The following is a 23582-nucleotide window of genomic DNA, read 5'->3' on the forward strand; positions in this document are numbered from 1 at the left end:
GGTTGGCTGTTTCGTGTTTGGCTATTCATGATTTTCAGCGAGGAGTCCGACTATATGCTTTCTTCTTTTCTACCCCATGCTCCAGATATGGAAAACGGTCACCCCGACCTAAGCCGGAATGACCGCCATGAAGAAAAAATTAAGTGGTATTTATTCTTTGTCCAAAAGGATTTTCATCATTTCACAGGCTGCTTTGGCTACGGAGGTTCCGGGACCGAAGATAGCCGCTACGCCTGCTTTGTACAGGAAGTCGTAGTCCTGCGCCGGGATGACACCGCCTGCGATGACCATGATGTCCTCGCGTCCCAACCGCTTCAGCTCTTCGATGACTTGCGGGATGAGGGTCTTGTGTCCGGCTGCCAGCGAACTTACGCCCATGATGTTCACGTCGTTCTCTACGGCTTGGCGTGCAGCCTCGGCCGGTGTCTGGAACAACGGTCCCATGTCGACGTCGAAACCGCAGTCGGCATAACCCGTGGCACAAACCTTGGCCCCGCGGTCGTGGCCGTCCTGTCCCATCTTGGCAATCATGATACGCGGCCGGCGGCCTTCCTGCCGGGCGAACTCTTCCGTCAACTCGCAAGCTTCGGCGAAGTCGGCGTCTGCTTTACTTTCTGATGAATACACTTGTGAAATAGTTCTGATTACGGCTTTATATCGGCCTACGATAGCCTCGCAAGCGTCTGAAATCTCTCCTAACGTGGCACGTACGCTGGCTGCCTTTACGGCTAGGTCGAGCAGGTTGTGTTCGCTCTTCTTGCCTTCGTTGAACTCGCGTACGCATTCGGTGATGGCGGCCAATGCCTTTTTCACCTCTTCCTCGTTCCGTCCGGCTTTCAGCTTCTTCAGGTTTTCTTCCTGTTGCAGGCGGACGGCAGTGTTGTCCACTTCGAGGATGTCGATTGGATCTTCGTGGTCCAAACGGTATTTGTTCACACCCACGATGGTCTGTGCGCCGGAGTCGATACGGGCCTGTGTACGGGCTGCGGCCTCTTCGATACGCATCTTGGGCAGACCGGTTTCAATGGCTTTGGCCATACCGCCCAGTTTCTCGATTTCCTGAATGTGTTCCCAAGCCTTGTGGACGAGTTCGTTCGTCAGGGTTTCCACATAGTAAGAACCAGCCCACGGGTCAATGTGCTTGCACACTTGGGTTTCGTTCTGGATGTATATCTGCGTGTTACGTGCGATACGGGCCGAGAAATCCGTCGGCAGGGCGATGGCTTCGTCCAACGAGTTGGTATGCAACGACTGGGTGTGCCCCAAAACGGCTGCCATGGCCTCGATACACGTACGTCCCACGTTGTTGAACGGGTCCTGTTCCGTAAGCGACCAACCGGAAGTCTGCGAGTGGGTACGCAACGCCATGGATTTCGGGTTTTTCGCACCAAAGCTTTTCACGATTTTTGCCCACAGCAAACGTGCCGCACGCATCTTGGCAATCTCCATGAAATGGTTCATGCCAATGGCCCAAAAGAAAGACAAACGAGGCGCGAATGCGTCGATGTCGATTCCGGCGTTCACTCCGGCGCGCAGGTAGTCCATACCGTCGGCCAATGTGTAGGCCAGCTCGATGTCCGCCGTGGCACCGGCTTCCTGCATGTGGTAACCGGAGATGGAAATGGAGTTGAACTTAGGCATCTTCTGTGAAGTGTACTCAAAGATGTCGGCAATAATCTTCATTGAGAAGGCGGGTGGATAAATATAGGTGTTGCGCACCATGAATTCTTTCAGGATGTCGTTCTGGATGGTTCCGGCCATTTCTTCCAACTGTGCGCCTTGTTCCAGTCCGGCGTTGATGTAAAAGGCCAGGATGGGGAGTACGGCACCGTTCATCGTCATGGAGACGGACATCTTGTTCAAGGGGATTCCCTCGAAAAGCACTTTCATGTTCTCCAATGAACAGATTGACACGCCGGCCTTGCCCACGTCGCCTACCACACGTTCGTTGTCTGGGTCGTAGCCACGATGTGTCGGGAGGTCGAAAGCCACGGACAAACCTTTCTGTCCGCTAGCCAAGTTGCGGCGGTAGAATGCGTTACTTTCCTCGGCGGTGGAGAATCCGGCGTACTGGCGGATGGTCCACGGGCGGAACGGGTACATCATGCTGTACGGGCCGCGCAGGAACGGAGGTATACCGGCTGCAAAGTCCAAATGCTCCATTCCTTCCAAATCCTCTTGGGTGTACACCGGCTGGATGTCGATCTGTTCGGGCGTTTTCCAGTTGGCGGTGATACCGTTTTCTTTTTGCCAGTCCTGGCCGTTCTTTTGGCCGAAACCGGAGAATATGTTTATGTCTTTAAAATTCTGTCTCATTTGATTCCCAATTTTGCGTTATACTCTTTCAGTGTCTGGAGTTGGTCTACACGGACGTGGATGAAATACTCGATACCTGCGGCTTTCAAGTCCTCCATGCAGGCCGGAGCACCGGCCACGACAAACATGGCACGGCCGTCCACGGCTTTGAAAGCCGGGATGGCATATTCGGCGTATTCGTCATCGCTGGAGCAAAGCACCACGATGTCGGCACCTGCCTTCATGGCGGCTTCCACGCCTTCTTCCACGGTTGGGAAACCTAAATTGTCTATCACCTTGTAGCCGGCGCAAGCCAGGAAGTTGCAACTGAACTGGGCGCGTGCCTGACGCATGGCCAGGTTGCCTATGGTGAGCATGAAAGCCACCGGCTGCTTTTCGGCTTGTTCTGTCTGTAGGCGCAATGTTTCGAAATCGGCAGCCAGACGGCTTGTTTCCAGTTTGGCGAACGGTTTTTCGCAACTGTCACCGTGGCTGTGGCAGCAGCATGTGGCAGCCAATGGGGCTTTTCCTTCGCTCTTTTCGTTGAAGTTGGGGAATTGGTTCGTACCGAGCAGGAACTCCTTGCGCTTGCCTGCGTTGGCATGACGCTTGGCGTTGGTGTCGTTCACGGCCTTTTGGATGCAGCCTGCCTTGGCGGCTGCAAGGAATCCGCCCTCTTCTTCTACGGTAAGGAACAGTTTCCAAGCTTCTTCTGCCAACGAACGGGTGAGCGTTTCGATGAAATATGACCCACCGGCCACGTCTACGATTTTGTCGAAGTGGCTTTCTTCCTGCAACAACAGCTGTTGGTTGCGGGCGATACGTTCAGCAAAATCAGTCGGAGTCTCGTATGGAGTGTCGAACGGAGTCACTACGATGGCGTCTACGTTGGCCAATGCGGCACTCATCGCCTCAGTCTGCGTGCGCAGCATGTTCACGTAGCTGTCGAACACCGTCATGTTGTAAGTGGAAGTGGTGGCGTTGACATACATTTTGCAGGCACAGTTGCAGAACTTATCCTCACCCGTGTTGGTGCAGTCTTCGCGCGGACAAACCGGGTTATATTGTTTTACGATGTTGGCCCACATCATGCGTGCAGCACGGAACTTGGCGATTTCCATGAAATAGACACCGCTGATGCCGAAGTTGAATTTGATTTTCTTGGCGGCAAGGGCTGCCGGGATACCGGCCTCTACCATCAGGTTGAGGTATTCGTTCCCCCATGCCAGGGCATAGCCCAGTTCCTGATAGATATAAGCACCGGCGTTGCAGAGCGTGTCGGCATTGATACAAACGCAACGCATTTTCGGGAACGGTGCGAGGATATTGACCAGTTCCGCCAGTCTGTTCAACAGGGCGGTCGTATCCTTGCCCTTGGTCAGTATCTTCTGCATCGGGTCGAAGTCGATGCTGCCCACTAATGCGGCGCGGTCATATCCTTTTTCATCGTAGTATGCCGTCAGGAGACGGGCTAATTCTACGGTATGACCTTGACAAGTACTGAAATTCAGTTCCACCGCATCGGCCTTGATTCCTTCCAATAAAGTGGAGATGAACGTGGCGTTCAACTCTTTGGCCGGGACTTTAAACCCTAATGATGTGACTCCTTTATTCAGGAGGTCGAGTGCTTTTTCATTCGCTTCTTTTGGGACGGTCACTCGGATGTTTTGGCGGACATACCAACGGTTGTTGTCCTTCTTGTTCCCTCTAACATAGGGGAATTCGCCGGGAAGTGCATGGGTTTGCGCCATACCTTCCAAATCTTCTTTTCGGTAAAATGGTTCTGCGCTGAACCCTTCATTGGTTCTCCAGACCATTTTTTTCTGATAATCCGCACCTTTGAGGTCGACGTTGATTTTGTCGAGCCATTCTTGTCGCGTAGGTGCAATGAAGTCAGAGAAAAGCTTTTCTTTACTATCTGCCATAGCTATACTGTTAAAAAGAATTTTATCAATCGAACAAAAGTAACAAAACTTTTGTAGAAGTACAAAAAATCAGATGGAAAAACTCAGTTGGTGTCCTTTTTTTGAGTACTTTTGCCGACGAATAGGAAGAATTAAAAAATCATTTATATATAAAATTAAAGTAAAGCGATGAATTGGTTAGAGCAATTGCTGTTTGATTCAAATTCCATTGCCCATATCGTCTTGTTGTACACGGCGGTAATTTCTTTGGGAGTCTATTTGGGAAAAATTAAATTTTTCGGCATCTCATTAGGAGTGACGTTCGTGTTGTTTGCAGGTATTTTGGCCGGACATTTCGGATTTACCGGTCCTGTCTCCACGTTGAATTTCTTGCAGGATTTCGGTTTGATACTGTTTGTGTATTGTATCGGCTTGCAGGTGGGACCGGGGTTCTTCGAGTCTTTCAAGAAAGGTGGTGTGACATTGAATCTGTTGGCTTGTGGCATCGTGGCGTTGAACATCCTGGTGATGTTGGTTTTGTATTTTTGTGTGTTTGATACGAACGACCCGCGTAACTTGCCGATGATGGTGGGGGTACTTTGCGGTGCGGTGACAAACACGCCGGGATTGGGGGCGGCCACGGAGGCGTTGACTCAGGTCTTTGCGAACGGGCAGGCCATTCCGCAGATAGCTTCAGGTTATGCTTGTGCCTATCCCCTCGGGGTGGTGGGTATTATCGCTGCTACTATTTCCATTCGTTATATTTGCGGTATCGTGTTGAAAGACGAGGAAGACCGTATATTGGCGCAACAGGCAGAAAACCCGCACGCCAAGCCTCACAAGATGACTTTGAAGGTCACGAACACGGCCCTGCATGAAAAGACGTTGCTGCAGGTGCGCGATTTCTTGGGACGCAATTATGTTTGTTCGCGTGCCCTGCATGACGGCCATGTAAGTATACCGACCAAGGATACGAAGTTTTATTTGGGCGACCACTTGTTCATTACTTGTGCCGAAGACGATGCGGAAGCTGTCCGTGCCTTTATCGGACCGGAAGAATATATCGACTGGGACATGCAGGACATGCCGATGGTGTCGAAGAGCATTGTGGTAACTCAACCGAAAATGAACGGCAAGACTTTCGGCCAGTTGCATTTCAGTTCTGTCTATGGGGTGAATGTGACGCGTATTTCCCGTTCCGGAATGAACCTTTTCGCCGACCGTAACTTGCGTATGCAGGTGGGCGACAAGATTGTCGTGGTTGGGCCGGAAGATGCAGTCGACCGTGTGGCGAGCCTGATGGGTAACTCCGTGAAGCGTTTGGATCATCCCAACTTAGTGACGATTTTTGTCGGTATTCTGGTCGGCATCATATTCGGAAGCATTCCGTTTGCTTTCCCGGGCGTGCCCACGCCTGTGAAGCTCGGTTTGGCCGGAGGGCCGCTGATTGTGGCCATTTTGATAGGCCGTTTCGGTTATAAGTTCCGTTTGGTCACGTATGTGTCTACAAGTGCCAATTTCATGTTGCGCGAGTTCGGATTAGCTTTATTCCTGGCCAGTGTGGGGATAAAAGCCGGGGAGCATTTTGTGGAGACTGTTGTTGCCGGTGACGGTCTGACGTATGTGTGGACCGGTTTCCTGATAACTGTGATACCTATATTAATAATAGGTATAATTGCCCGGATGCGTTTCAAGTTGAACTACTTCACTATCATGGGATTGATAGCCGGTAGCACGACCGACCCCCCGGCCTTGGCTTTTGCCAATCAGGCATCCAGTACGGATGCTCCTGCTGTGGGCTATTCTACTGTTTACCCGTTGACGATGTTCTTGCGCATTCTGACGGCACAGTTGATTGTACTGTTGCTTTGCGGGGCATTCTGATGCCGTGCAGGTAGATTTGTACGTATGGCGCCCGGTTTATCCAATAAACCGGGCGCCATACGTATAATGCGGATTTTATAATATGCAGGATGAACTTTCCGTTCGTGGTATTTCTATCACCTCCAAGTCTTTGAAGGTCTGCCCCTCTACGGTGAAACGTACGAGCGTACGTACTTTGTGCCAACCCATGATGCCCGCAGCTCCCGGGTTGATATGCAGCAAACCTAATTTAGGGTCGAACTGAACCTTTAGGATATGGGAATGCCCACAGATGAACAAATGAGGCGGATGACTGTACAGTTGCGTTCGTATGTCGGGAGCATATTTGCCGGGGTATCCTCCGATGTGCGTCATCAGCACCTCGGCATCTTCGCAACGCCACCGGAGCTTCTCGCCGAACATTTTACGGATGTCCTCACCGTCGCAGTTTCCATATACAGCCCTGAAAGGGCGGAATGCAGACAATTTTTGTACCACTTCCATGGAGCCGATGTCTCCAGCATGCCAAATCTCATCGCATTCTTCAAAATACTCCAGATATTTCCGGTCCCAATAACGGTGGGTGTCCGAAAGCAATCCGATGCGCTTCATAGTTTCAGCTTCTGGGCTATGAAGTCTTCGACTATGTCGACAGTAGCTTCTATGCCTAAGGCAGACGAATTGATGCAAAGGTCATAGGACGCTGCGCTTCCCCAAGTCTTGGCACTGTAGTAGTTATAGTATTCGGAACGTTTCTCGTCTCCTTCTATACATTTCTTTTCTGCCTCTTTTTCCGTGATGTGGAGCATCTCGCAGACTCGTTTGATTCGGTCGGGCATGTCGGCCGTGATAAAGACATTCACGGTGTTGGGATAGTCGCGCAGGATATAGTCGGCACATCTTCCTACGAACACGCAAGAATCCTGTTCGGCCGCCTTGCGGATGGCGTCGCTTTGAAATTTGAAAAGCGATTCGTCACTGAGTTGGTTGGCGTATGGGTCGCTACTACCGAAGATGGGGGCAAAAGAGCTGAAAAGTATTTTGAGGAAACCTTTATGCTCATCATTGCGCTCGAAGAACTTTTTATTGAAGCCGCTTTCTTTTGCAGCCAGGTCCAAAAGTTCCTTGTCATAAAACTTGATGTTGAAATCTTCCGCAATGCGGTTCCCGATGATGCGTCCGCCGCTGCCTAACTGGCGTCCTACATTGATAATGATATGTTTTCTCATGACGTTATACGGCTAATTTTTTAAATTTTCTATATGCTGTGATTAACATGATTCCGGCTACTATACATGCGATGGCATCGGATATGGGCATGGCCAACCATACTCCTTTTACGCCCCAGAACTGAGGCAATGTCAGAAGCAGCGGGATGAGGAACAAAAGTTGCCGTGTCAGGGACAGGAAAATACTTTTGCTCGCCTGCCCGATGCTTTGGAAGAAGTTGGTCGTGACCATTTGCATGCCGATTAAAGGATAGAATATGACTACGATACGCATACCCTTCACGGCTATGTCGGTCAGTTCTTCGTCTGTTGTAAAGGCACGGACACACAATTCCGGAAGCAACTCCCCGATGAGGAAACCGGTTGTGGTAATCAACGTTCCCCAAAGCAGGGTGTAACGCAATACCTTGAGTACGCGATGGTAGTCCTGAGAACCGTAATTGTATCCGGCGATGGGCTGCATGCCTTGGTTTAATCCTATGACAATCATGATGAAGATGAACAAGACGCGGTTGACGATACCATACGCACCGATAGCCAAGTCACCCCCGTATTGTCCAAGTCCGCGGTTGATGAGGATTACGACGAGGCAAGCGCAACTGTTCATCAGGAAGGGAGACATGCCGATGGCGAAAGTATCCTTGACGATTTTCTTTTTCAGGCGGTAAATGCCACGTTTGAACTGGATAAGCTCCTTGGGGCGGCGGAAGACGCTCACCTGCCACAGCAACGAGACGATTTGTGCCAGAATCGTGGCCGTGGCAGCGCCGCGTATGCCCATGTCCATCCCGTAAATGAAAATAGGATTGAGGATGGTGTTTCCCACCACAGCCATGATGGTAGCGTTCATGGCCAGTTGAGGATGGCCCGTAGAACGTAGGATGGCGTTGAAAGTGAAGAAACTGTGCGTGATGACGTTACCCAACAATATAATTTCCATGTACTCTCTGGCATAAGGTAATGTGGCGGGGCTGGCACCGAAAAAGTTCAGGATCGGGTCGAGGAACACCAATGCCACGATGCTGAACAAGACACCCAGGATCAGGGTCAGGGTGACGACGTTGCCGAAAATGTCTTGGGCGGCTTTGTAGTCTTGTTGTCCCAATCTCACGGATATCAAGGTCGACGCTCCGATTCCGACCATGGCTCCGAACGCTGCGGACAGGTTCATGAAAGGGAACGTGAGTGCCAACCCGGAGATAGCCAAAGGCCCCACGCCATGACCGATGAAGATACTGTCCACCATGTTATAGAGTGAAGAAGCCGTCATGGCGACGATGGCCGGGAAAGCATATTGTTTAAGTAGCTTGCTGACGGGAAGAGTTCCTAAATCTAATGGTGAAGCGTGATTCGACATATTAAGTTAATTTAAGTAAGGCAAAGGTACGAAAAAAGCCCGTAAGGCCGGTTATCTTTTTTCGACTAATTTTTTCCGCATAAAAGGCTTGATGGAAATTCTTTTTTAGTACCTTTGTTGCAGCATGGCAATACTCAACCGCCAGAGTGAGGCGGACAGGTAGCAGATAGTGTTTCTTAAATCATATTAAGTATCATGAGTAATCAGTTAGAGAGAATCAAGGAATTAGTGGAACTCCGTGCCAAAGCGCGCATGGGAGGAGGCGAGAAGGCCATAGAAAAACAACATGCGAGAGGGAAATATACGGCTCGCGAACGCATTGACATGTTGCTGGATGAAGGCAGTTTCGAGGAAATGGACATGTTCAAGCTCCATCGTTGCACCAACTTCGGCATGGAGAAGAAACAATATTTGGGGGACGGGGTCGTGACCGGAAGCGGTACTATCGACGGGCGTTTGGTTTATGTGTTTGCACAGGACTTCACGGTGAACGGAGGCTCTTTGTCTGAGACCATGGCCGAGAAAATCTGTAAGGTGATGGACCAGGCCATGAAAATGGGGGCACCTTGTATCGGTATCAATGATTCGGGCGGAGCACGTATCCAAGAAGGTATCAACGCCTTGGGTGGTTATGCCAATATCTTCCAGCGTAACATTGAGGCATCCGGTGTGATTCCCCAGATTTCCGGTATTTTCGGGCCTTGTGCGGGCGGTGCCGTATATTCTCCGGCCCTGACGGATTTTATTTTGATGATGGAGAACACCTCTTATATGTTCCTGACCGGTCCGAAAGTCGTGAAGACGGTGACTGGCGAGGATGTGTCTCAAGAAGACTTGGGAGGCGCGAGCGTGCATGCCACGAAGTCTGGTGTGACGCACTTCACGGCCGAAACGGAAGAAGAGGCCATGCAGATGATCCGTACCCTTATCAGTTATATTCCTCAAAACAACATGGAGGAAGCACCACGGGTGGAATGTACCGACCCGATTGACCGTTTGGAGGATTTCCTCAATGAAATCATTCCGGACAATCCGAATCAGGCGTATGACATGTACGAAGTTATCGGAGCGATAGTGGACAATGGTGAGTTTTTTGAAGTGCAGCCCGATTATGCCAAGAATATCATTGTGGGCTTCGCCCGCTTCAACGGGCAGAGCGTGGGCGTGGTGGCCAACCAACCGAAGTGCTATGCAGGCGTGCTCGACTGCAATGCCAGCCGCAAGGGGGCGCGTTTCGTGCGTTTTTGCGATGCGTTCAACATTCCGTTGGTGACCTTGGTGGATGTGCCGGGCTTCCTGCCGGGTACGGGGCAAGAGTACAACGCCGTGATATTGCACGGGGCGAAGTTGCTGTATGCCTACGGGGAAGCCACCGTGCCTAAGGTGACGGTGACCTTGCGCAAGAGCTATGGCGGATCCCATATCGTGATGAGCTGTAAGCAGCTGCGTGGAGACATCAATTATGCTTGGCCGTCGGCGGAAATTGCGGTGATGGGCGCTTCCGGGGCCGTGGCCGTATTGTACGCCAAGGATGCCAAGGAAGCCGAAGACCCGAAAGCCTTCCTGGAAGAGAAGGAAGCCGAGTATAACAAACTCTTTACCAATCCTTACCAGGCTGCCAAGTACGGTTACATCGACGATGTGATAGAGCCGCGCAACACGCGCTTCCGTGTCATTCGTGCGTTGGCCCAGTTGCAGACCAAGAAATTATTGAACCCTGTGAAGAAGCATGGGAATATTCCATTGTAATCCAATATAAAGATGATGTTACACAAAAGATTTTTAGGAATCCTTGTTGGTTTGACGGTTGTGGCCGCTGCTTTCGGGCAGGGGGCCTTCAGCTTCAAAATCAATGAAGTGGTTGTGACCAACACGCACGGTCTCATTGACGAATACGGGGAGCGTTCGGGTTGGATTGAGATTGCCAACACTTCGTGGGGAACCAACAACATCCGTAGTTGTTATCTGACTACGAATCGTGAGGCTTTGAACAAAGACCTTTCCGTGCCGGAACGTGTCAAGTTGATGTCGCTCGTACCGAAAGGGGATGAACGCACGAACTTGACTGCCCAACAGCGCATCGTGTTTTTTGCCGACGGGCATACGAATCTCGGTACTTTGCACACCAACTTTACGTTAAAGGAAGGCGAGGAAAACTTCATCGCCTTGTTTGACGGAAACGGCAAGACGTTGCTCGATTCCATCACTGTACCGCCCTTGGCCGAAAACCAGTCATACGCCCGGGTGTATGATTCTGATAGCGAGGCTTACGTCTGGATGGTGCTTGATGCGGAAGAGGTGACTCCCGGGGCACCGAATGCCGGACAGGGCAAAGTGCAGGACAAAGTTGCGGAATTCAAAGAGAAAGACCCGTATGGCATTGCCATGTCCATCATGGCGATGGGGGTCGTGTTCGGGTGCCTGTTGGCCCTTTATGTCTTTTTCCGCCTGTTCGGCTATGCCGTGACACTGGTATCGAAGATGGCCCGTGTGCGGGCTATCCGTGCGGTGCGCGACCAAGCTGACAAAGCTGCCGTCATGGCCAAACAGGGTATGGAGACCAAAGGGGTGGACATGAAAGTCTATATGGCTGTCATTGCCATGGCACTCCGCGATTATGAGGAAGACGTGCATGACGTGGAGAGCAACGTCCTGACTTACCATACCGAAGAGCACTCCGAATGGAATGCGAAGGGCTACACCATGCGTGAGTGGCCGGAATAAAATCAAACGTTAAAGTCTAATCAAAAAAAGAATCATCATGAAAGAATATAAATATAAGGTAAAGGGTGCCGAATATACGGTGAAGATTAACGATGTGGAGGGGAACATGGCTCAAGTGGAAGTCAACGGGATTCCTTTCGAAGTGGAGATGGAACGTCCGATGCATTTGACCCACAAGCCGGTCATCCGTCCGGTAGCCCATGTGCATCATGGCCCTGTCACTCCGGCTGCCGCACCGGCAGCGCAGCCCGAAGTCCCGGTCGGGAACGGTACGGCCGTCCGTGCCCCGCTGCCCGGCACGGTGAATGCCGTGGCTGTCAACGTGGGACAAGCCGTGAAGAAAGGACAGACCGTGGTGGTGCTCGAAGCCATGAAGATGGAAAACAATATCAATGCCGAGTGCGACGGTACGGTAATGGCCGTGCATGTAAACAAGGGCGACTCGGTGCGTGAAGGTGCAATTCTGGTAACAATCGGTTAGGGCTATGGAAGTATTTGATTTCATCGGAACAAAATTATCCGACTTCCTCACCTATACGGGCTTTGCAAATGCCGAGTTGGGGAATTGGATCATGATACTGGTGGGTGCGTTCTTCTTGTGGTTGGCCATCAAGAAGGATTTCGAGCCTTTGCTTTTGATTCCTATCGGTTTGGGTATTATCTTGGGAAATATTCCTTTTAAAGCCGTCGGGCTTGAAGTCGGGCTGTATGAGGATAATTCCGTGTTGAACATTTTTTATCAGGGGGTGAAGACCGGTTGGTATCCGCCTTTGGTATTCCTCGGTATCGGTGCCATGACGGATTTCTCGGCGTTGATAGCCAACCCGAAGCTTTTGTTGGTCGGTGCTGCCGCCCAATTCGGTATCTTCGGGGCCTACATGATAGCCTTGGCCTTGGGTTTCGAGCCTAACCAGGCGGCAGGCATCGCCATCATCGGCGGAGCCGACGGGCCGACGGCCATCTTCCTGTCTTCCAAGCTCTCGCCGAACCTGATGGGGGCCATAGCCGTGTGCGCCTATTCCTACATGGCTTTGGTGCCGGTCATCCAGCCGCCTTTGATGCGCTTGCTCACCACGAAGAAGGAGCGTGTGATACGCATGAAGCCCGCACGTCAGGTTTCGCAGACCGAGAAGATCATATTTCCTATCGTGGGATTGTTGATGACGACTTTCATCGTGCCTTCCGGCCTCCCGCTTTTGGGTATGTTGTTTTTCGGTAACCTGTTGAAAGAAAGTACGAAGACGACTCGCTTGGCCAAGACGGCCGGTAGTGCGTTGAACGATGTCATCGTCATGTTGCTCGGCCTTACGGTGGGATGCTCCACGCAGGCTAGCGAGTTCTTGACGATGGACACGATAAAGATTTTTGCTTTGGGTGCCTTGGCTTTTATCATCGCTACAGCTTCGGGCGTGTTGTTCGTCAAGTTCTTCAACCTGTTCTTGCCGAAACACAAGAAAATCAATCCGCTTATCGGTAATGCGGGCGTGTCCGCCGTGCCGATGGCTGCCCGTATCTCGCAGAATCTGGGGTTGGAATACGATTCCAAGAACTACCTGTTGATGCATGCCATGGGGCCGAATGTGGCCGGTGTGATAGGCTCGGCTGTGGCTGCCGGTGTGTTGTTGGGCTTCTTGAGCTAACTTGGGCACGAGCCGTCAGACGATACTAAAGGCCGTTTTCCTCCAAGGGAAAGCGGCCTTTTCTTTGAAATAGAACAATCTTGACACCATGTCGGTATGGAATCCCGAATAGATGTTTTAGTAAGTAGTTGTTATACAGTATAATAAATTTTGACGCAGAATCGAATTTTAATCTCAGTAGATTTGAAAATCAATCTCAGGAGATTGATTTTTCGTTTGGCTGAGATTGATTTTCCGTTCTCCGCAGAATGATTCGGCTTCCTCCGGAGGCGTAAGAAATATTTATAGACGTGTCGGAAGACGCAGAAATAATTCTTGGTTTTCCCCTTACTTTATTTTTTTCTTCGTACTTTTGTGTAAAAGGACTTTCACGCTAACGGATATGGAACATGAAAGAAAGAAGGTATTGGTCGGCATGTCGGGAGGCATCGACAGTTCGGCGGTGTGCCTGATGTTGCAGGACGAAGGTTACGAGGTGGTGGGCGTGACGATGCGCGTGTGGGACTTGGCGCGCCAGTTTACCGATGCGGGGCAAGAATATCCCGATTTCATACAAGATGCCCGGGCCTTGGCCGCTCGTTTGGGCATCGTCCATTATGTGGCTGACGAGCGGACGGCCTTTAAAGATATCGTAGTCCGTGATTTCGTGGATGAATATCTTGCCGGGCGTACGCCGAATCCCTGTGTGATGTGCAATCCCGCGTTCAAGTTCCGCGTGTTGGTGGAGTGGGCGGACAAGTTGGGTTGCGATTATATTGCCACGGGGCATTATGTGAGAGTGAAAGAAGAGGACGGGCACTACGCATTATATTGCGGTGTGGACGGGAAAAAAGACCAGTCCTATTTCCTTTGGCGGTTGGGGCAAGACGTGCTGTCGCGCTGTATTTTCCCATTGGGCGCGATGAGAAAGGAAGACGTGCGGGGCTATCTGGCACGGAAGGGATTTGAGATGAAAGCCCGCAGCGGAGAATCGATGGAAATTTGTTTCATAGACAAGGACTATCGGGATTTCCTGCGTGAGCAGGTGCCGGACTTGGACCGGTGCGTGGGCGAAGGCAAGTTTGTCGACGTACAGGGGCGCGTCATCGGTACGCATTGCGGTTTCCCGTATTTCACGGTGGGGCAACGTAAGGGGTTGGGCATTGCCTTGGGCAAGCCGGCCTACGTGTTGAGGTTGAATGCCCGGAAGAACACGGTGATGCTGGGTGATGCGGACGATTTGGACGCGAGCCACATGTTGGTGTCCGGCATGCGCATGCCGGAGGACGGGACTTGGGACGACGGCAGCTTGTCGGTGCGCATCCGTTACCGAAGCCGCCCGATACCGTGCACCGTGCGACGGGTGAAGAACCTCTTTCCGGAAGAAGGAGGCAGCGAGGAATTGGGACTGGTGCGTTTCAAGGAGAAGGCTTCGGCTGTGACACCCGGCCAGTCTGCCGTGTTCTACGTCGGCGACAAGATGGTGGGCGGTGCCTACATCGGTTCGCAACGGGGGCTGCAAGCTTATTTGGAAGACTGAGATGGAGGCATTGACACTATATGAACTGAATGGGTTGGTGCGCGGCACGTTGGAACGTACGTTGCAGGCCGAATATTGGTTGCAGGCCGAACTGAGCGAGGTACGCGAGGCTTACAACGGCCATTGTTATCTGGAGTTCGTGCAGAAGTCCGTGAACGGCCGTGACTTGGTGGCCAAAGCTCGCGGTGTGGTTTGGGCCGGGACGTACCGTCTGCTGAAACCCATGTTCGAGCGGGAGACAGGGCGGGCTTTATCGCCGGGACTGAAGGTTTTGGTCAAGGTCGGGGTCACCTTTCATGAACTTTATGGTTATTCGTTGACCGTGGCAGACATCGATCCGGCCTATACGTTGGGTGACATGGCGCGTCTACGCCGGGAGATTCTGGCACGCTTGGAGGCAGACGGCATCCTGAACGACAATAAGGAACTGCCTTTGCCGATGTTGGCCAACCGTATAGCCGTCATTTCGTCGGCCACAGCCGCCGGTTACGGTGATTTCTGCAACCAGTTGCTCCGCAATGACTATCGCCTGCGTTTCACCGTCCGGCTTTTCCCTGCCGTGATGCAGGGCGAACATGTGGAATCATCGGTGTTGGCGGCATTGGATGCCGTCATGGCTCGGCAAGACGAGTGGGATGCCGTGGTGATTATCCGTGGTGGAGGGGCGACCAGTGACTTGTCCGGCTTCGACACCTATTTGTTGGCAGCGGCTTGTGCACAGTTCCCTTTGCCGGTGATAACCGGCATCGGGCATGAGCGCGACGACACGGTGATAGACCTCGTGGCGCACACGCGGGTAAAGACTCCCACGGCTGCCGCCGCGTTCCTCATCCATCACCAGTTGGAGGCGGCCTCGCGTCTGGAGGCTGTGGCACGCGAAATCCAACAGCAGGCCAAGGGGCGCATGGAAGGTGAGCGTTTGCGCGTGGAGCGTTTGTCCGCCCGGTTGTCGGCGGCAGCCCTGCAGGTGCGTACCCGTGGGGAGCGCAGGTTGGAGCAGATGGCCGCATGTCTGTTCCATGCCGGCCGGCAACGCCTTTCCGACGAACACCATCGCCTCGACCTGTATGCCGGGCGGTTGGGGCGCGGCATCCCCGTGCGCATGGAGCGTGAGCGGTTCCGCTTGCAGCTCCTGCAGCAGAAATGCGAGGCGGCCGACCCCGTCCTGTTGCTCAAGAGGGGCTACAGCATGACGTTTTGCGGTGGAAAGTTGGTGCGGAAGGCTTCGGAACTGAAAGGAGGAGAAGAAATCACGACCCGTTTGGCGGAAGGCGAGATACGCTCGGTCGTACAATAATATAAGGTATATGAAGAAAGAAAACTTGTCATACGAGGAGGCTATGGCGCGTCTGGAAGAATTGGTGCGCCGGATTGAGTCAAACGAGACCGGCATCGACCAGTTGGCCGGGGAATTGAAGGAAGCTCAACGCTTGGTAGCGTTCTGCCGCGAGAAGCTTTACGTGACGGACGAAGAAATCAAAAAAATACTGGAAACGGGCGAGAAAGAAGCCTGAGGCGGTTCCGGTTTCGTCCGGTGTATGGCGTTTTTCTTGTTAAATGATAAATTCTTTGCGGAAAATGCCTTTAAAATAATAAAATTCTGTAATTTTGTCTTTCAGAATGAAATTTAAAAAACGGAAAAGATGAAAGAAATCGATTGGGCGAACCTGTCTTTCGGCTATATGAAGACAGACTATAACGTACGTTGCTATTATCGCGACGGGAAGTGGGGAGAGATTGAAGTTTGTTCGGAGGAGACCCTCAATATCCACATGGCGGCTACTTGCCTGCACTACGGGCAGGAAGCTTTCGAGGGGCTGAAAGCTTACCGTTGTCCGGATGGCAAGGTGCGCGTGTTCCGCATGGATGAGAATGCCAAGCGTTTGCAGAGCACGTGCCGTGGCATACTGATGCCCGAACTGACTACGGAACGTTTCGAGGAAATGGTCAAGAAGGTGGTGCGGCTCAACGAGCGTTTCATTCCGCCATACGAGAGCGGTGCCACGTTGTACATCCGTCCGCTGCTTATCGGCACGGGTGCCCAAGTGGGCGTGCATCCGGCTAACGAATACCTCTTCGTGATTTTCGTCACGCCGGTAGGACCATACTTCAAGGGAGGCTTCGCCACCAATCCATACGTGATTATCCGCGAGTTCGACCGTTCCGCACCGTTGGGAACGGGTATTTATAAAGTAGGTGGGAACTATGCGGCGAGCTTGAAAGCGAACAAGATGGCACACGATTTGGGGTACTCCTGCGAGTTTTACCTCGATGCGAAAGAAAAGAAATATATCGACGAATGCGGGGCTGCCAATTTCTTCGGCATCAAGAACAATACGTATGTCACACCGAAGTCCACGTCCATCTTGCCTTCCATCACCAACAAGAGCCTGATGCAGTTGGCTGAAGACATGGGCATGACGGTGGAACGCCGCCAGATTCCGGAAGAAGAACTGGCCACTTTCGAAGAGGCCGGGGCATGCGGTACGGCTGCGGTTATCAGTCCCATCGAGCGTATCGACGATTTGGAGAACAAGAAGAGCTATATTATCAGCAAAGACGGCAAGCCGGGACCGGTTTGTACACAGTTATATCACCACCTGCGTAATATCCAGTACGGCATCGAACCCGATGTGCACGGATGGACTACGGTGGTGATGGACTGATTTATTCATTAAAAAATCTATTATTATGATTAGAAGTGCAAGTGAAATGCGGGCTGCAGCCCGGGCGTCGCTTTCTGGAAAATGGGGCGGCGCGGTTATGGTTACGTTGGTTTATCTGGCGGTTATGGGAGTGTTACCGGCTAGTATCGACTTAAAAGTTTATGATGGAGTAGGTTCCATTATACAGTTGGTGCTGATACCTCTTGGTTGGAGCATATCTGTGCTGTTCCTCGACAATTTGCGTAGTGGAGACGAGTATAAGGTCGGGCAGTTATTCGAGGGTTTTCGCGATTACACCCGTGTGGCCGGGACGATGATACTCACCGGTATCTATACGTTTCTTTGGACCTTGTTGCTTATCGTGCCGGGCATCATCAAGTCTTTTTCTTATGCCATGACGGTTTTTGTCTTGCGGGATAATCCCGAATTGAAATTTAATGGTGCCATTGAAAAAAGCATGAAGATGATGGAGGGGCATAAGTTCGACCTGTTTTATTTGTACTTGACCTTCATTGGTTGGGGGTTACTTTGCATCTTGACGTTGGGCATCGGCCTCTTGTGGTTGGTTCCTTACATGCAATCAGCTTCGGCGCACTTCTATGAGGATGTGAAAGCCGAGTACGAAGCGGCTCAGGCGCAAGGGGAATAAAGAGTTCTCGAATTCATGATTTTGAGCTGCCGACAAGAGGAAAAGTTTGTCGGCGGCTTTTTTATTTTTCTGATATTGCCTACCTTTGTGATAGATAAACAGATTGATATAAAAATAGAATGGGAAAAGGGAAATTAGCAAAGTTTGCCGACATGGCCAGTTATCCTCATGTGTTTGAATACCCTTATTCGGTCGTGGATGAAGTGCCTTTCGATATGAAAGGGCGTTGGCATGAAGATTTTTTCCGGAACGACCATCCTATCGTGTTGGAACTCGGGTGCGGGCGGGGTGAATATACCGTGGGGTTGGCCCGTTTGTATCCCGACAAAAACTTTATCGGGGTGGACATCAAGGGCGCCCGTATGTGGACGGGAGCCACGGAGGCGTTGCGCGAAGGCTTGCCCAACGTGGCGTTCCTGCGTACGAACATAGAGGTTACCGACCGTTTCTTTGCCGAAGGCGAAGTGGCCGAGATTTGGCTGACGTTCAGCGACCCGCAGATGAAGAAAGTGACCAAACGTCTCACGTCTACTTACTTCATGGCGCGTTACCGCCGTTTCCTGCAAGACCGTGGACGGATTCACTTGAAAACCGATTCCAATTTCCTTTTCACTTATACGGAATATATGGTGGAAAAGAACGGTTTGCCCTTGGAATTTTCCACCCGCGACTTGTATCACAGTACGTTGGCCGAGCATCCGGATACCGAAGAAGCCCGTATCCTGAACATCCGGACGTATTACGAGCAGCAATGGCTCGACCGCGGACTGGATATCAAATACATGCGTTTCCTCTTGCCGCAAGCCGGAGAACTGTCGGAGCCGGAAGTGGAGATAGAATTGGATGAATACCGGAGTTACAACCGCAGCAAGCGCAGCGGATTGTCGACGGCTAAATGAAAGAACGAATTAAAATACCGAACTTATGGAAATATATCCCAAATTGATTATGGACGCACTGGCTACCGTGCGTTATCCCGGTACGGGAAAGAACATCGTAGAGGCCGGGATGGTGGAAGACGATCTGCGTATCAGCGGGCTGCATGTCAGTTTTTCGTTGATTTTCGACAAGCCGACGAATCCTTTCCTCAAGTCGCTCGTGAAAGCTTCCGAGGCTGCCATCCATGCCTACGTGGGCAAGGAGGTGGAGGTGGAGATACACACCAAAACCTTGCAGGCTCCCCGCCCGGAGGTGGGGCAACTGTTGCCCGGCGTGAAGAACATTATCGCCGTGTCGTCCGGCAAAGGCGGTGTGGGGAAATCTACGGTAGCGGCCAACTTGGCTGTGGCTTTGGCCAAGATGGGTTATAAGGTTGGACTGCTTGATACAGACATCTTCGGGCCGAGCATGCCCAAGATGTTCCATGTGGAAGATGCGCATCCTTATGCCGAACCGGTGAATGGGCGTGATTTGATTGTGCCGGTGGAGAGTTACGGCATCAAGATGCTTTCCATCGGATTCTTTGTCAATCCCGACCAGGCCACTTTGTGGCGTGGGGCGATGGCCTGCAATGCGTTGAAGCAGTTGATAGGCGATGCAAACTGGGGCGACTTGGATTACTTCATCCTCGACACGCCTCCGGGTACGAGCGATATCCATCTCACGTTGGTGCAGACCTTACCTATTACCGGTGCTGTCATTGTCAGCACGCCGCAGAAAGTGGCGTTGGCCGATGCGCGCAAAGGCATCAACATGTACCAGAACGAGAAAGTGAATGTCCCCATCCTCGGGTTGGTGGAAAACATGGCATGGTTCACTCCGGCCGAGTTGCCGCAAAACAGATACTACCTGTTCGGGAAAGAAGGGGTGAAACGCCTTGCCGAAGAGATGCACGTGCCTTTGTTGGGACAGATTCCCATCGTGCAGAGCATTTGCGAGAATGGTGACAACGGTACGCCCGAAGTATTGAACGACGGGAGCCAGACGGGACAAGCGTTCATGGCCTTTGCCCGCCGTGTGGTGGAAGAGACCGACCGGAGGAATGCGGAACAGGCACCGACGCATATCGTAGAGGTAAAGAAGTAATTGTATATATTATAATGTATAAGCCGTTTTGCCGTGGGCAGGACGGCTTTTTTAACTTGAAAAGAGCGATGGTACAAAACGAGCGGAAAACTTCCACGGTGCACGTGGTGGGGAATATGGATTGGGACGGGCTTCACCGTCCGCAAATCTATTATGCCATGGTGGCTATTTTTTCGGGGTTGTTCCTTTCGGTCATCGATGGCACGATATGCAACGTGGCCTTGCCCACGATTGCGCGTCAGTTGCAAATCTCTTCCTCCGATTCCATCTGGATAGTCAATGCTTTCCAACTGGTGGTCGTCATGACCCTGTTGCCTTGTTCCGCGTTGGGCGAGCTGTTCGGGTTCAAACGTACCTATCTGTGGGGAATGGTCTTCTTTACCGTCGGTTCGTTGTGTTGTGCCTTGTCCGGTTCGTTTGCCCTGTTGGTTCTTTCACGCATGTTGCAAGGCGTGGGGGCGGCCATGGTGATGAGTGTGAACGGCTCTTTGGTGCGTCTGATTTATCCGAAACGCCATCTGGCCAAAGGTTTCGGGCTGAATGCCACGGTCGTGGCTTTGGCTTCCGTGGCCGGACCTACATTGTCCGGTGCTATTTTGTCCGTGTCTTCCTGGCCATGGCTGTTTGCCGTGAATTTGCCGTTCGGCGTACTGACATTCTTTTTGGCCCGTAGATACTTGCCGGGGAATCCGACTTGCGTCGAGGGGCGACGGTTCGATTTCCCTTCGGCAGTGCTGAACGCTCTTACGTTCGGTCTGTTCATCGGTTGTGTGGAAGCCTTTTCCCACGGGCTCTCCTTTCGTTGGATTGTGGTCGGAGTTGTCCTTTTGGTCGGGATAGGGGCCGTTTTCGTGCGTCGTCAGTTGCGCCAACCCTATCCGATGCTGCCTTTCGATTTGCTTCGCATACCCGTGTTTTCTTTGTCCGTGCTGACCAGTATCCTTTCTTTCACTTCGCAAATGTTAGGCATGGTGGCCTTGCCTTTTATGTTCCATCTCACGTTCGGGATGAGCGCGGCAGAGACGGGGCTGCTGATGACCGCATGGCCTTTGGTGATTGTGGTGGCCGGTCCTTTGGCCGGCACGTTGGCCACGAAAATCCATCCGGGGCTGTTGGGAGGTTTCGGGTTACTGGTGATGAGTGTCGGCTGCTTCTTGTTGGCAGATGTGTCGCCGTCGGCGGGTTATGGCGGGTTGGTGGCACGTTTGATGCTCTGCGGTTTCGGTTTTGGACTGTTCCAATCTCCCAACAACCACCTGTTGCTGAGTTCCGCACCGTCATATCGGACCGGTGGGGCAAGCGGGATGCAAGCCACGGCACGTTTGGTGGGGCAGACCATGGGGGCAGCCTTGGTAGCCTTGCTCTTTTATATCAACGGGGACCGTGCGCCCCATGCTGCCATGTTGTTGGCTGGCGGTTTCACGCTTTGCGGAAGCCTTGTGTCCTGTTCGCGTTTACGGGCACGTCGTTTTTGAACGATTTTGTTTTTTAGGTCCTGAAACATCGGTTTGTTTCCGGATGTTTCGGGTTTTATTATATTTATTCCTATCTTTGCATTTACATTCCACGCCGAGAGGGGTTTTTCATGTGGAGACACGGAAAAAAGTTGTAAGGCAATTTAGCCGTAAAACAGCGGTGGGGGTGTGCATATATTGAGAAGGCGTTTGCTTAGACGCTTTGTTCTTGACGCGTTGGAATCTCGCAAATTCGTAATATCAGTCAGGACATGGCAGCGGCAGATGCCCATGGGGTGTGTACAGGAGCGCATACCTTTATTGCCGTTGGTGCGTGTGCCACGTTTTAGTGGCACACCACATACGATGCCATAAAGGTGGGTGTTGTTCATATCGGCGTGGGACTGTGCGTTGTTGTTCTACTGATATGGGCAATGCGAGAGCCTCAATGCGTGGAACAGCAACGGGCGGGTTTTCCACGCTTTTTCGTATGTGCCCGGAATTATGTCGTTTAAAAAATTAACCGGTGCCTGAGAGGAAGACACGGGCACGAAGCCGCAGGATGACAGTGCGGCGAGGTTGCGCAGATGGAAAACAAACTATGCTTCAGTGTGTATGGTGAACTCTATGTCGTGGATCTCGACAGGATGTTGTATTTTGAGGCCGACGACCATTACACTCATGTCTATTACTCTTCGGGGACACATTTCATGATTCCTTTCGGCCTTGCCAAAGTGGAAGCCGCTCTCTCGGACAAGGGGAAGGCCGGTGACGCGTTCCTGCGCTTGGGGCGTAAATATATCGTCAACACCCGGCGGGTCTTTCATGTCAACGCGGTGAAACAGGTGGCGGTATTAGTGGACGATCATGGTACCAACTATACCTTGCACCTTCCCAAACCGGTGCTTCGCATGCTTATGGAGAACATCAGTGGAAAGTTGGATACCATGGTGACGCAACGTTGAATGCGTGCGCTATCCCGGCATGTGGCATGCATTTGTGCGATCACCCCTATTGGGACGATGCCGGGAACTCATAATTCTTGGATTTCTTCTATCGTAAGTCCTGTGGCCAGTGATATGTCTTCAGGCGGCATGCCCATGGATTTGAGCTTGCGTGCGGTGGATAAGAGGCCCTCGGCTTTTCCTTTCGCCCATCCTTCTTCCAATCCCTCAGCCCTTCCTTCGGCTCTTCCTTCGGCTCTTCCTTCGGCCAAGCCTTCCATTTTGGCGGTACTTAGCACGTCGTTTTGTATCATGATGGCATTGAGATGCTCGTCGTAGGCATGGCGTTCACCGGGCGTCATGCTGTAGTATTTCAGTTTTTCCCGTGCTTCGCTCAATCCAGGTGCTTTCGTTTCAGGTTCTATCTCGCCTGTCTTCAGGTAGTTTACCCATTCCTCCAACGGTGTTTTTGCTACTTTGTTGAACTCGTTCACGCGGATGATGTAGTATTCCGGGAAGATTTCTCTCGGGTATTTGGGTAAGAGGGCATCTTCTTGCTTGGTCGTGATTTGCAGCTCGTCATCGGTATGTACGCCGATGAAACGGTTTTGCCCATGGTAGAGGTAATCGTTACCCTTTCCCAAATCGAAATAGACGATGCTGATGGAGTAAACCTTCTTGATGTTTCCATAGCTCTCGCCTAATGAAATGTGTTCGGTGATGGTCTTGGCCACGCCGTAGAGAATGCGTTCCAGATAATAAACTTCCCGCGTGTTCTGCACCTCCACGAGTATGATTTCTCCCTTGCTGTTTTTGGCCTTGATGTCCACGCGGTTGAACTTGTCTGTTTCGGCCAACTGGTTGCCCTCACTTTCCAGTATTTCCACGATTTGCGTCTTGTCCTCGAAGAGCACGGTGAGCAACCCTTCCAACACGGCGAAGTTGGCTTTGTCGCGTAGCATCCGCTTGATGGCCCAGTCGAAACGTATGTATCTGTCTTTTAATTCGCCCATAGGATTTGTCTGTTAGATGTTATGTCTATGCAAAGAAAAGGAATTATCGGATAAAAACAAAGTGATAAGGAGGAAAAAATAGGGAGGACTGAAATTTGGTGGCTCTTGTCCGCATGCTTCCTTTCTAAGAAGGTTCAAAAATCATTTTTCATCTTTCAGGATGAGAGGCAATGTGTTGTCATATAGTATGTTACAGTGTGAAGGATAGGATGCCTGTCTTTCAGTTGCTTTTCATGGTTGAATGCCGTCAGAAGGTCTGCGCCAATTGATTTTTCGTTTTCAGCCAATTGATTTTTCAAT

The 23582-nt window shown here is 51.6% G+C and carries 20 protein-coding genes; 14 read left to right on the forward strand and 6 right to left on the reverse strand.

Annotated features, from left to right (window positions below; genetic code table 11):
* Positions 1 to 150: 150 nt before the first annotated feature.
* A complete protein-coding gene (gene scpA / locus E0E47_RS15400) occupies positions 151 to 2316 on the reverse strand; it encodes a methylmalonyl-CoA mutase (RefSeq protein WP_021980984.1) in 2166 nt (721 codons plus the stop codon).
* A complete protein-coding gene (mutA, locus tag E0E47_RS15405) occupies positions 2313 to 4220 on the reverse strand; it encodes a methylmalonyl-CoA mutase small subunit (RefSeq protein ID WP_130894086.1) in 1908 nt (635 codons plus the stop codon). Before mutA ends, scpA begins: the two co-directional genes overlap by 4 nt.
* A gap of 168 nt (positions 4221 to 4388) precedes the next feature.
* On the opposite strand from mutA, the gene E0E47_RS15410 reads away from it, so the two are divergent.
* Complete coding sequence (locus E0E47_RS15410; RefSeq protein WP_008629907.1) at positions 4389 to 6083, forward strand: putative transporter; 1695 nt, start codon at positions 4389 to 4391, stop codon at positions 6081 to 6083.
* 75 nt (positions 6084 to 6158) lie between these two features.
* Here E0E47_RS15410 and E0E47_RS15415 read toward each other — a convergent pair whose 3' ends face one another.
* Genes E0E47_RS15415 through E0E47_RS15425 form a run of 3 tightly spaced genes read right to left on the reverse strand, consistent with a single transcriptional unit; the run spans position 6159 to position 8648 of the window.
* The gene (locus tag E0E47_RS15415; protein ID WP_008629908.1) at positions 6159 to 6674 is read right to left on the reverse strand and encodes a metallophosphoesterase family protein; all 516 of its coding nucleotides are present in this window, start codon (positions 6672 to 6674) and stop codon (positions 6159 to 6161) included.
* The gene (locus tag E0E47_RS15420; RefSeq protein ID WP_008629909.1) at positions 6671 to 7291 is read right to left on the reverse strand and encodes a cytidylate kinase-like family protein; all 621 of its coding nucleotides are present in this window, start codon (positions 7289 to 7291) and stop codon (positions 6671 to 6673) included. The genes E0E47_RS15415 and E0E47_RS15420 overlap by 4 nt, the downstream gene beginning before the upstream one ends.
* 4 nt (positions 7292 to 7295) lie before the next feature.
* Positions 7296 to 8648 carry an MATE family efflux transporter gene (locus tag E0E47_RS15425; RefSeq protein WP_130894087.1) on the reverse strand — a complete coding sequence of 451 codons (1353 nt, stop codon included), beginning with the start codon at positions 8646 to 8648 and terminating at the stop codon, positions 7296 to 7298.
* Positions 8649 to 8843: 195 nt separating this feature from the next.
* On the opposite strand from E0E47_RS15425, the gene E0E47_RS15430 reads away from it, so the two are divergent.
* From E0E47_RS15430 to E0E47_RS15490, 13 genes are all read left to right on the forward strand, one after another.
* Positions 8844 to 10397 carry an acyl-CoA carboxylase subunit beta gene (locus E0E47_RS15430; protein ID WP_008629911.1) on the forward strand — a complete coding sequence of 518 codons (1554 nt, stop codon included), beginning with the start codon at positions 8844 to 8846 and terminating at the stop codon, positions 10395 to 10397.
* Positions 10398 to 10409: 12 nt separating this feature from the next.
* The gene (locus E0E47_RS15435) at positions 10410 to 11372 is read left to right on the forward strand and encodes an OadG family protein (RefSeq protein WP_008629912.1); all 963 of its coding nucleotides are present in this window, start codon (positions 10410 to 10412) and stop codon (positions 11370 to 11372) included.
* A gap of 37 nt (positions 11373 to 11409) precedes the next feature.
* Entirely contained in the window at positions 11410 to 11853 is a 444-nt protein-coding gene (locus E0E47_RS15440; RefSeq protein ID WP_008629913.1) for an acyl-CoA carboxylase biotin carboxyl carrier protein subunit, read from the forward strand.
* Between the two features lie 4 nt (positions 11854 to 11857).
* Positions 11858 to 13012, forward strand: coding sequence for a sodium ion-translocating decarboxylase subunit beta (locus tag E0E47_RS15445; protein ID WP_008629914.1), 1155 nt, complete (start codon positions 11858 to 11860; stop codon positions 13010 to 13012).
* Positions 13013 to 13394: 382 nt separating this feature from the next.
* Positions 13395 to 14531, forward strand: a complete 1137-nt coding sequence (gene mnmA, locus E0E47_RS15450) for a tRNA 2-thiouridine(34) synthase MnmA (protein ID WP_008629915.1) — start codon at positions 13395 to 13397, stop codon at positions 14529 to 14531.
* A gap of 1 nt (position 14532) precedes the next feature.
* The gene (gene xseA / locus E0E47_RS15455; protein ID WP_130894088.1) at positions 14533 to 15828 is read left to right on the forward strand and encodes an exodeoxyribonuclease VII large subunit; all 1296 of its coding nucleotides are present in this window, start codon (positions 14533 to 14535) and stop codon (positions 15826 to 15828) included.
* Between the two features lie 10 nt (positions 15829 to 15838).
* The gene (xseB, locus tag E0E47_RS15460; protein ID WP_008629917.1) at positions 15839 to 16045 is read left to right on the forward strand and encodes an exodeoxyribonuclease VII small subunit; all 207 of its coding nucleotides are present in this window, start codon (positions 15839 to 15841) and stop codon (positions 16043 to 16045) included.
* 129 nt (positions 16046 to 16174) lie between these two features.
* On the forward strand, positions 16175 to 17197 hold the full coding sequence (locus E0E47_RS15465) for a branched-chain amino acid aminotransferase (RefSeq protein ID WP_008629918.1): 1023 nt from the start codon (positions 16175 to 16177) through the stop codon (positions 17195 to 17197).
* 25 nt (positions 17198 to 17222) lie between these two features.
* A complete protein-coding gene (locus E0E47_RS15470) occupies positions 17223 to 17846 on the forward strand; it encodes a DUF975 family protein (RefSeq protein WP_130894089.1) in 624 nt (207 codons plus the stop codon).
* 119 nt (positions 17847 to 17965) lie between these two features.
* A complete protein-coding gene (gene trmB, locus E0E47_RS15475; protein WP_130894090.1) occupies positions 17966 to 18745 on the forward strand; it encodes a tRNA (guanosine(46)-N7)-methyltransferase TrmB in 780 nt (259 codons plus the stop codon).
* A gap of 25 nt (positions 18746 to 18770) precedes the next feature.
* The gene (locus E0E47_RS15480; RefSeq protein WP_008629922.1) at positions 18771 to 19871 is read left to right on the forward strand and encodes an Mrp/NBP35 family ATP-binding protein; all 1101 of its coding nucleotides are present in this window, start codon (positions 18771 to 18773) and stop codon (positions 19869 to 19871) included.
* Positions 19872 to 19885: 14 nt separating this feature from the next.
* A complete protein-coding gene (locus tag E0E47_RS15485) occupies positions 19886 to 21346 on the forward strand; it encodes an MFS transporter (RefSeq protein WP_008629923.1) in 1461 nt (486 codons plus the stop codon).
* A 566-nt stretch (positions 21347 to 21912) separates the two neighbouring features.
* Entirely contained in the window at positions 21913 to 22290 is a 378-nt protein-coding gene (locus E0E47_RS15490) for a LytTR family DNA-binding domain-containing protein (protein ID WP_130894091.1), read from the forward strand.
* Positions 22291 to 22358: 68 nt separating this feature from the next.
* Here the strand turns inward: E0E47_RS15490 and E0E47_RS15495 are convergent, their stop codons facing one another.
* Positions 22359 to 23282, reverse strand: a complete 924-nt coding sequence (locus tag E0E47_RS15495) for an Rpn family recombination-promoting nuclease/putative transposase (RefSeq protein WP_130894092.1) — start codon at positions 23280 to 23282, stop codon at positions 22359 to 22361.
* Between the last annotated feature and the right edge of the window lie 300 nt (positions 23283 to 23582).

This window comes from Paraprevotella xylaniphila YIT 11841 (assembly GCF_900683745.1).
In the GTDB taxonomy this organism is placed as follows: domain Bacteria; phylum Bacteroidota; class Bacteroidia; order Bacteroidales; family Bacteroidaceae; genus Paraprevotella; species Paraprevotella xylaniphila.

Coding starts and splice junctions, on each gene's coding strand:
- scpA (WP_021980984.1), bottom strand. CDS start 2,316: ATGAGACAGAATTTTAAAGACATAAACATATTCTCCGGTTTCGGCCAA.
- mutA (WP_130894086.1), bottom strand. CDS start 4,220: ATGGCAGATAGTAAAGAAAAGCTTTTCTCTGACTTCATTGCACCTACG.
- E0E47_RS15410 (WP_008629907.1), top strand. CDS start 4,389: ATGAATTGGTTAGAGCAATTGCTGTTTGATTCAAATTCCATTGCCCAT.
- E0E47_RS15415 (WP_008629908.1), bottom strand. CDS start 6,674: ATGAAGCGCATCGGATTGCTTTCGGACACCCACCGTTATTGGGACCGG.
- E0E47_RS15420 (WP_008629909.1), bottom strand. CDS start 7,291: ATGAGAAAACATATCATTATCAATGTAGGACGCCAGTTAGGCAGCGGC.
- E0E47_RS15425 (WP_130894087.1), bottom strand. CDS start 8,648: ATGTCGAATCACGCTTCACCATTAGATTTAGGAACTCTTCCCGTCAGC.
- E0E47_RS15430 (WP_008629911.1), top strand. CDS start 8,844: ATGAGTAATCAGTTAGAGAGAATCAAGGAATTAGTGGAACTCCGTGCC.
- E0E47_RS15435 (WP_008629912.1), top strand. CDS start 10,410: ATGATGTTACACAAAAGATTTTTAGGAATCCTTGTTGGTTTGACGGTT.
- E0E47_RS15440 (WP_008629913.1), top strand. CDS start 11,410: ATGAAAGAATATAAATATAAGGTAAAGGGTGCCGAATATACGGTGAAG.
- E0E47_RS15445 (WP_008629914.1), top strand. CDS start 11,858: ATGGAAGTATTTGATTTCATCGGAACAAAATTATCCGACTTCCTCACC.
- mnmA (WP_008629915.1), top strand. CDS start 13,395: ATGGAACATGAAAGAAAGAAGGTATTGGTCGGCATGTCGGGAGGCATC.
- xseA (WP_130894088.1), top strand. CDS start 14,533: ATGGAGGCATTGACACTATATGAACTGAATGGGTTGGTGCGCGGCACG.
- xseB (WP_008629917.1), top strand. CDS start 15,839: ATGAAGAAAGAAAACTTGTCATACGAGGAGGCTATGGCGCGTCTGGAA.
- E0E47_RS15465 (WP_008629918.1), top strand. CDS start 16,175: ATGAAAGAAATCGATTGGGCGAACCTGTCTTTCGGCTATATGAAGACA.
- E0E47_RS15470 (WP_130894089.1), top strand. CDS start 17,223: ATGATTAGAAGTGCAAGTGAAATGCGGGCTGCAGCCCGGGCGTCGCTT.
- trmB (WP_130894090.1), top strand. CDS start 17,966: ATGGGAAAAGGGAAATTAGCAAAGTTTGCCGACATGGCCAGTTATCCT.
- E0E47_RS15480 (WP_008629922.1), top strand. CDS start 18,771: ATGGAAATATATCCCAAATTGATTATGGACGCACTGGCTACCGTGCGT.
- E0E47_RS15485 (WP_008629923.1), top strand. CDS start 19,886: ATGTATAAGCCGTTTTGCCGTGGGCAGGACGGCTTTTTTAACTTGAAA.
- E0E47_RS15490 (WP_130894091.1), top strand. CDS start 21,913: ATGGAAAACAAACTATGCTTCAGTGTGTATGGTGAACTCTATGTCGTG.
- E0E47_RS15495 (WP_130894092.1), bottom strand. CDS start 23,282: ATGGGCGAATTAAAAGACAGATACATACGTTTCGACTGGGCCATCAAG.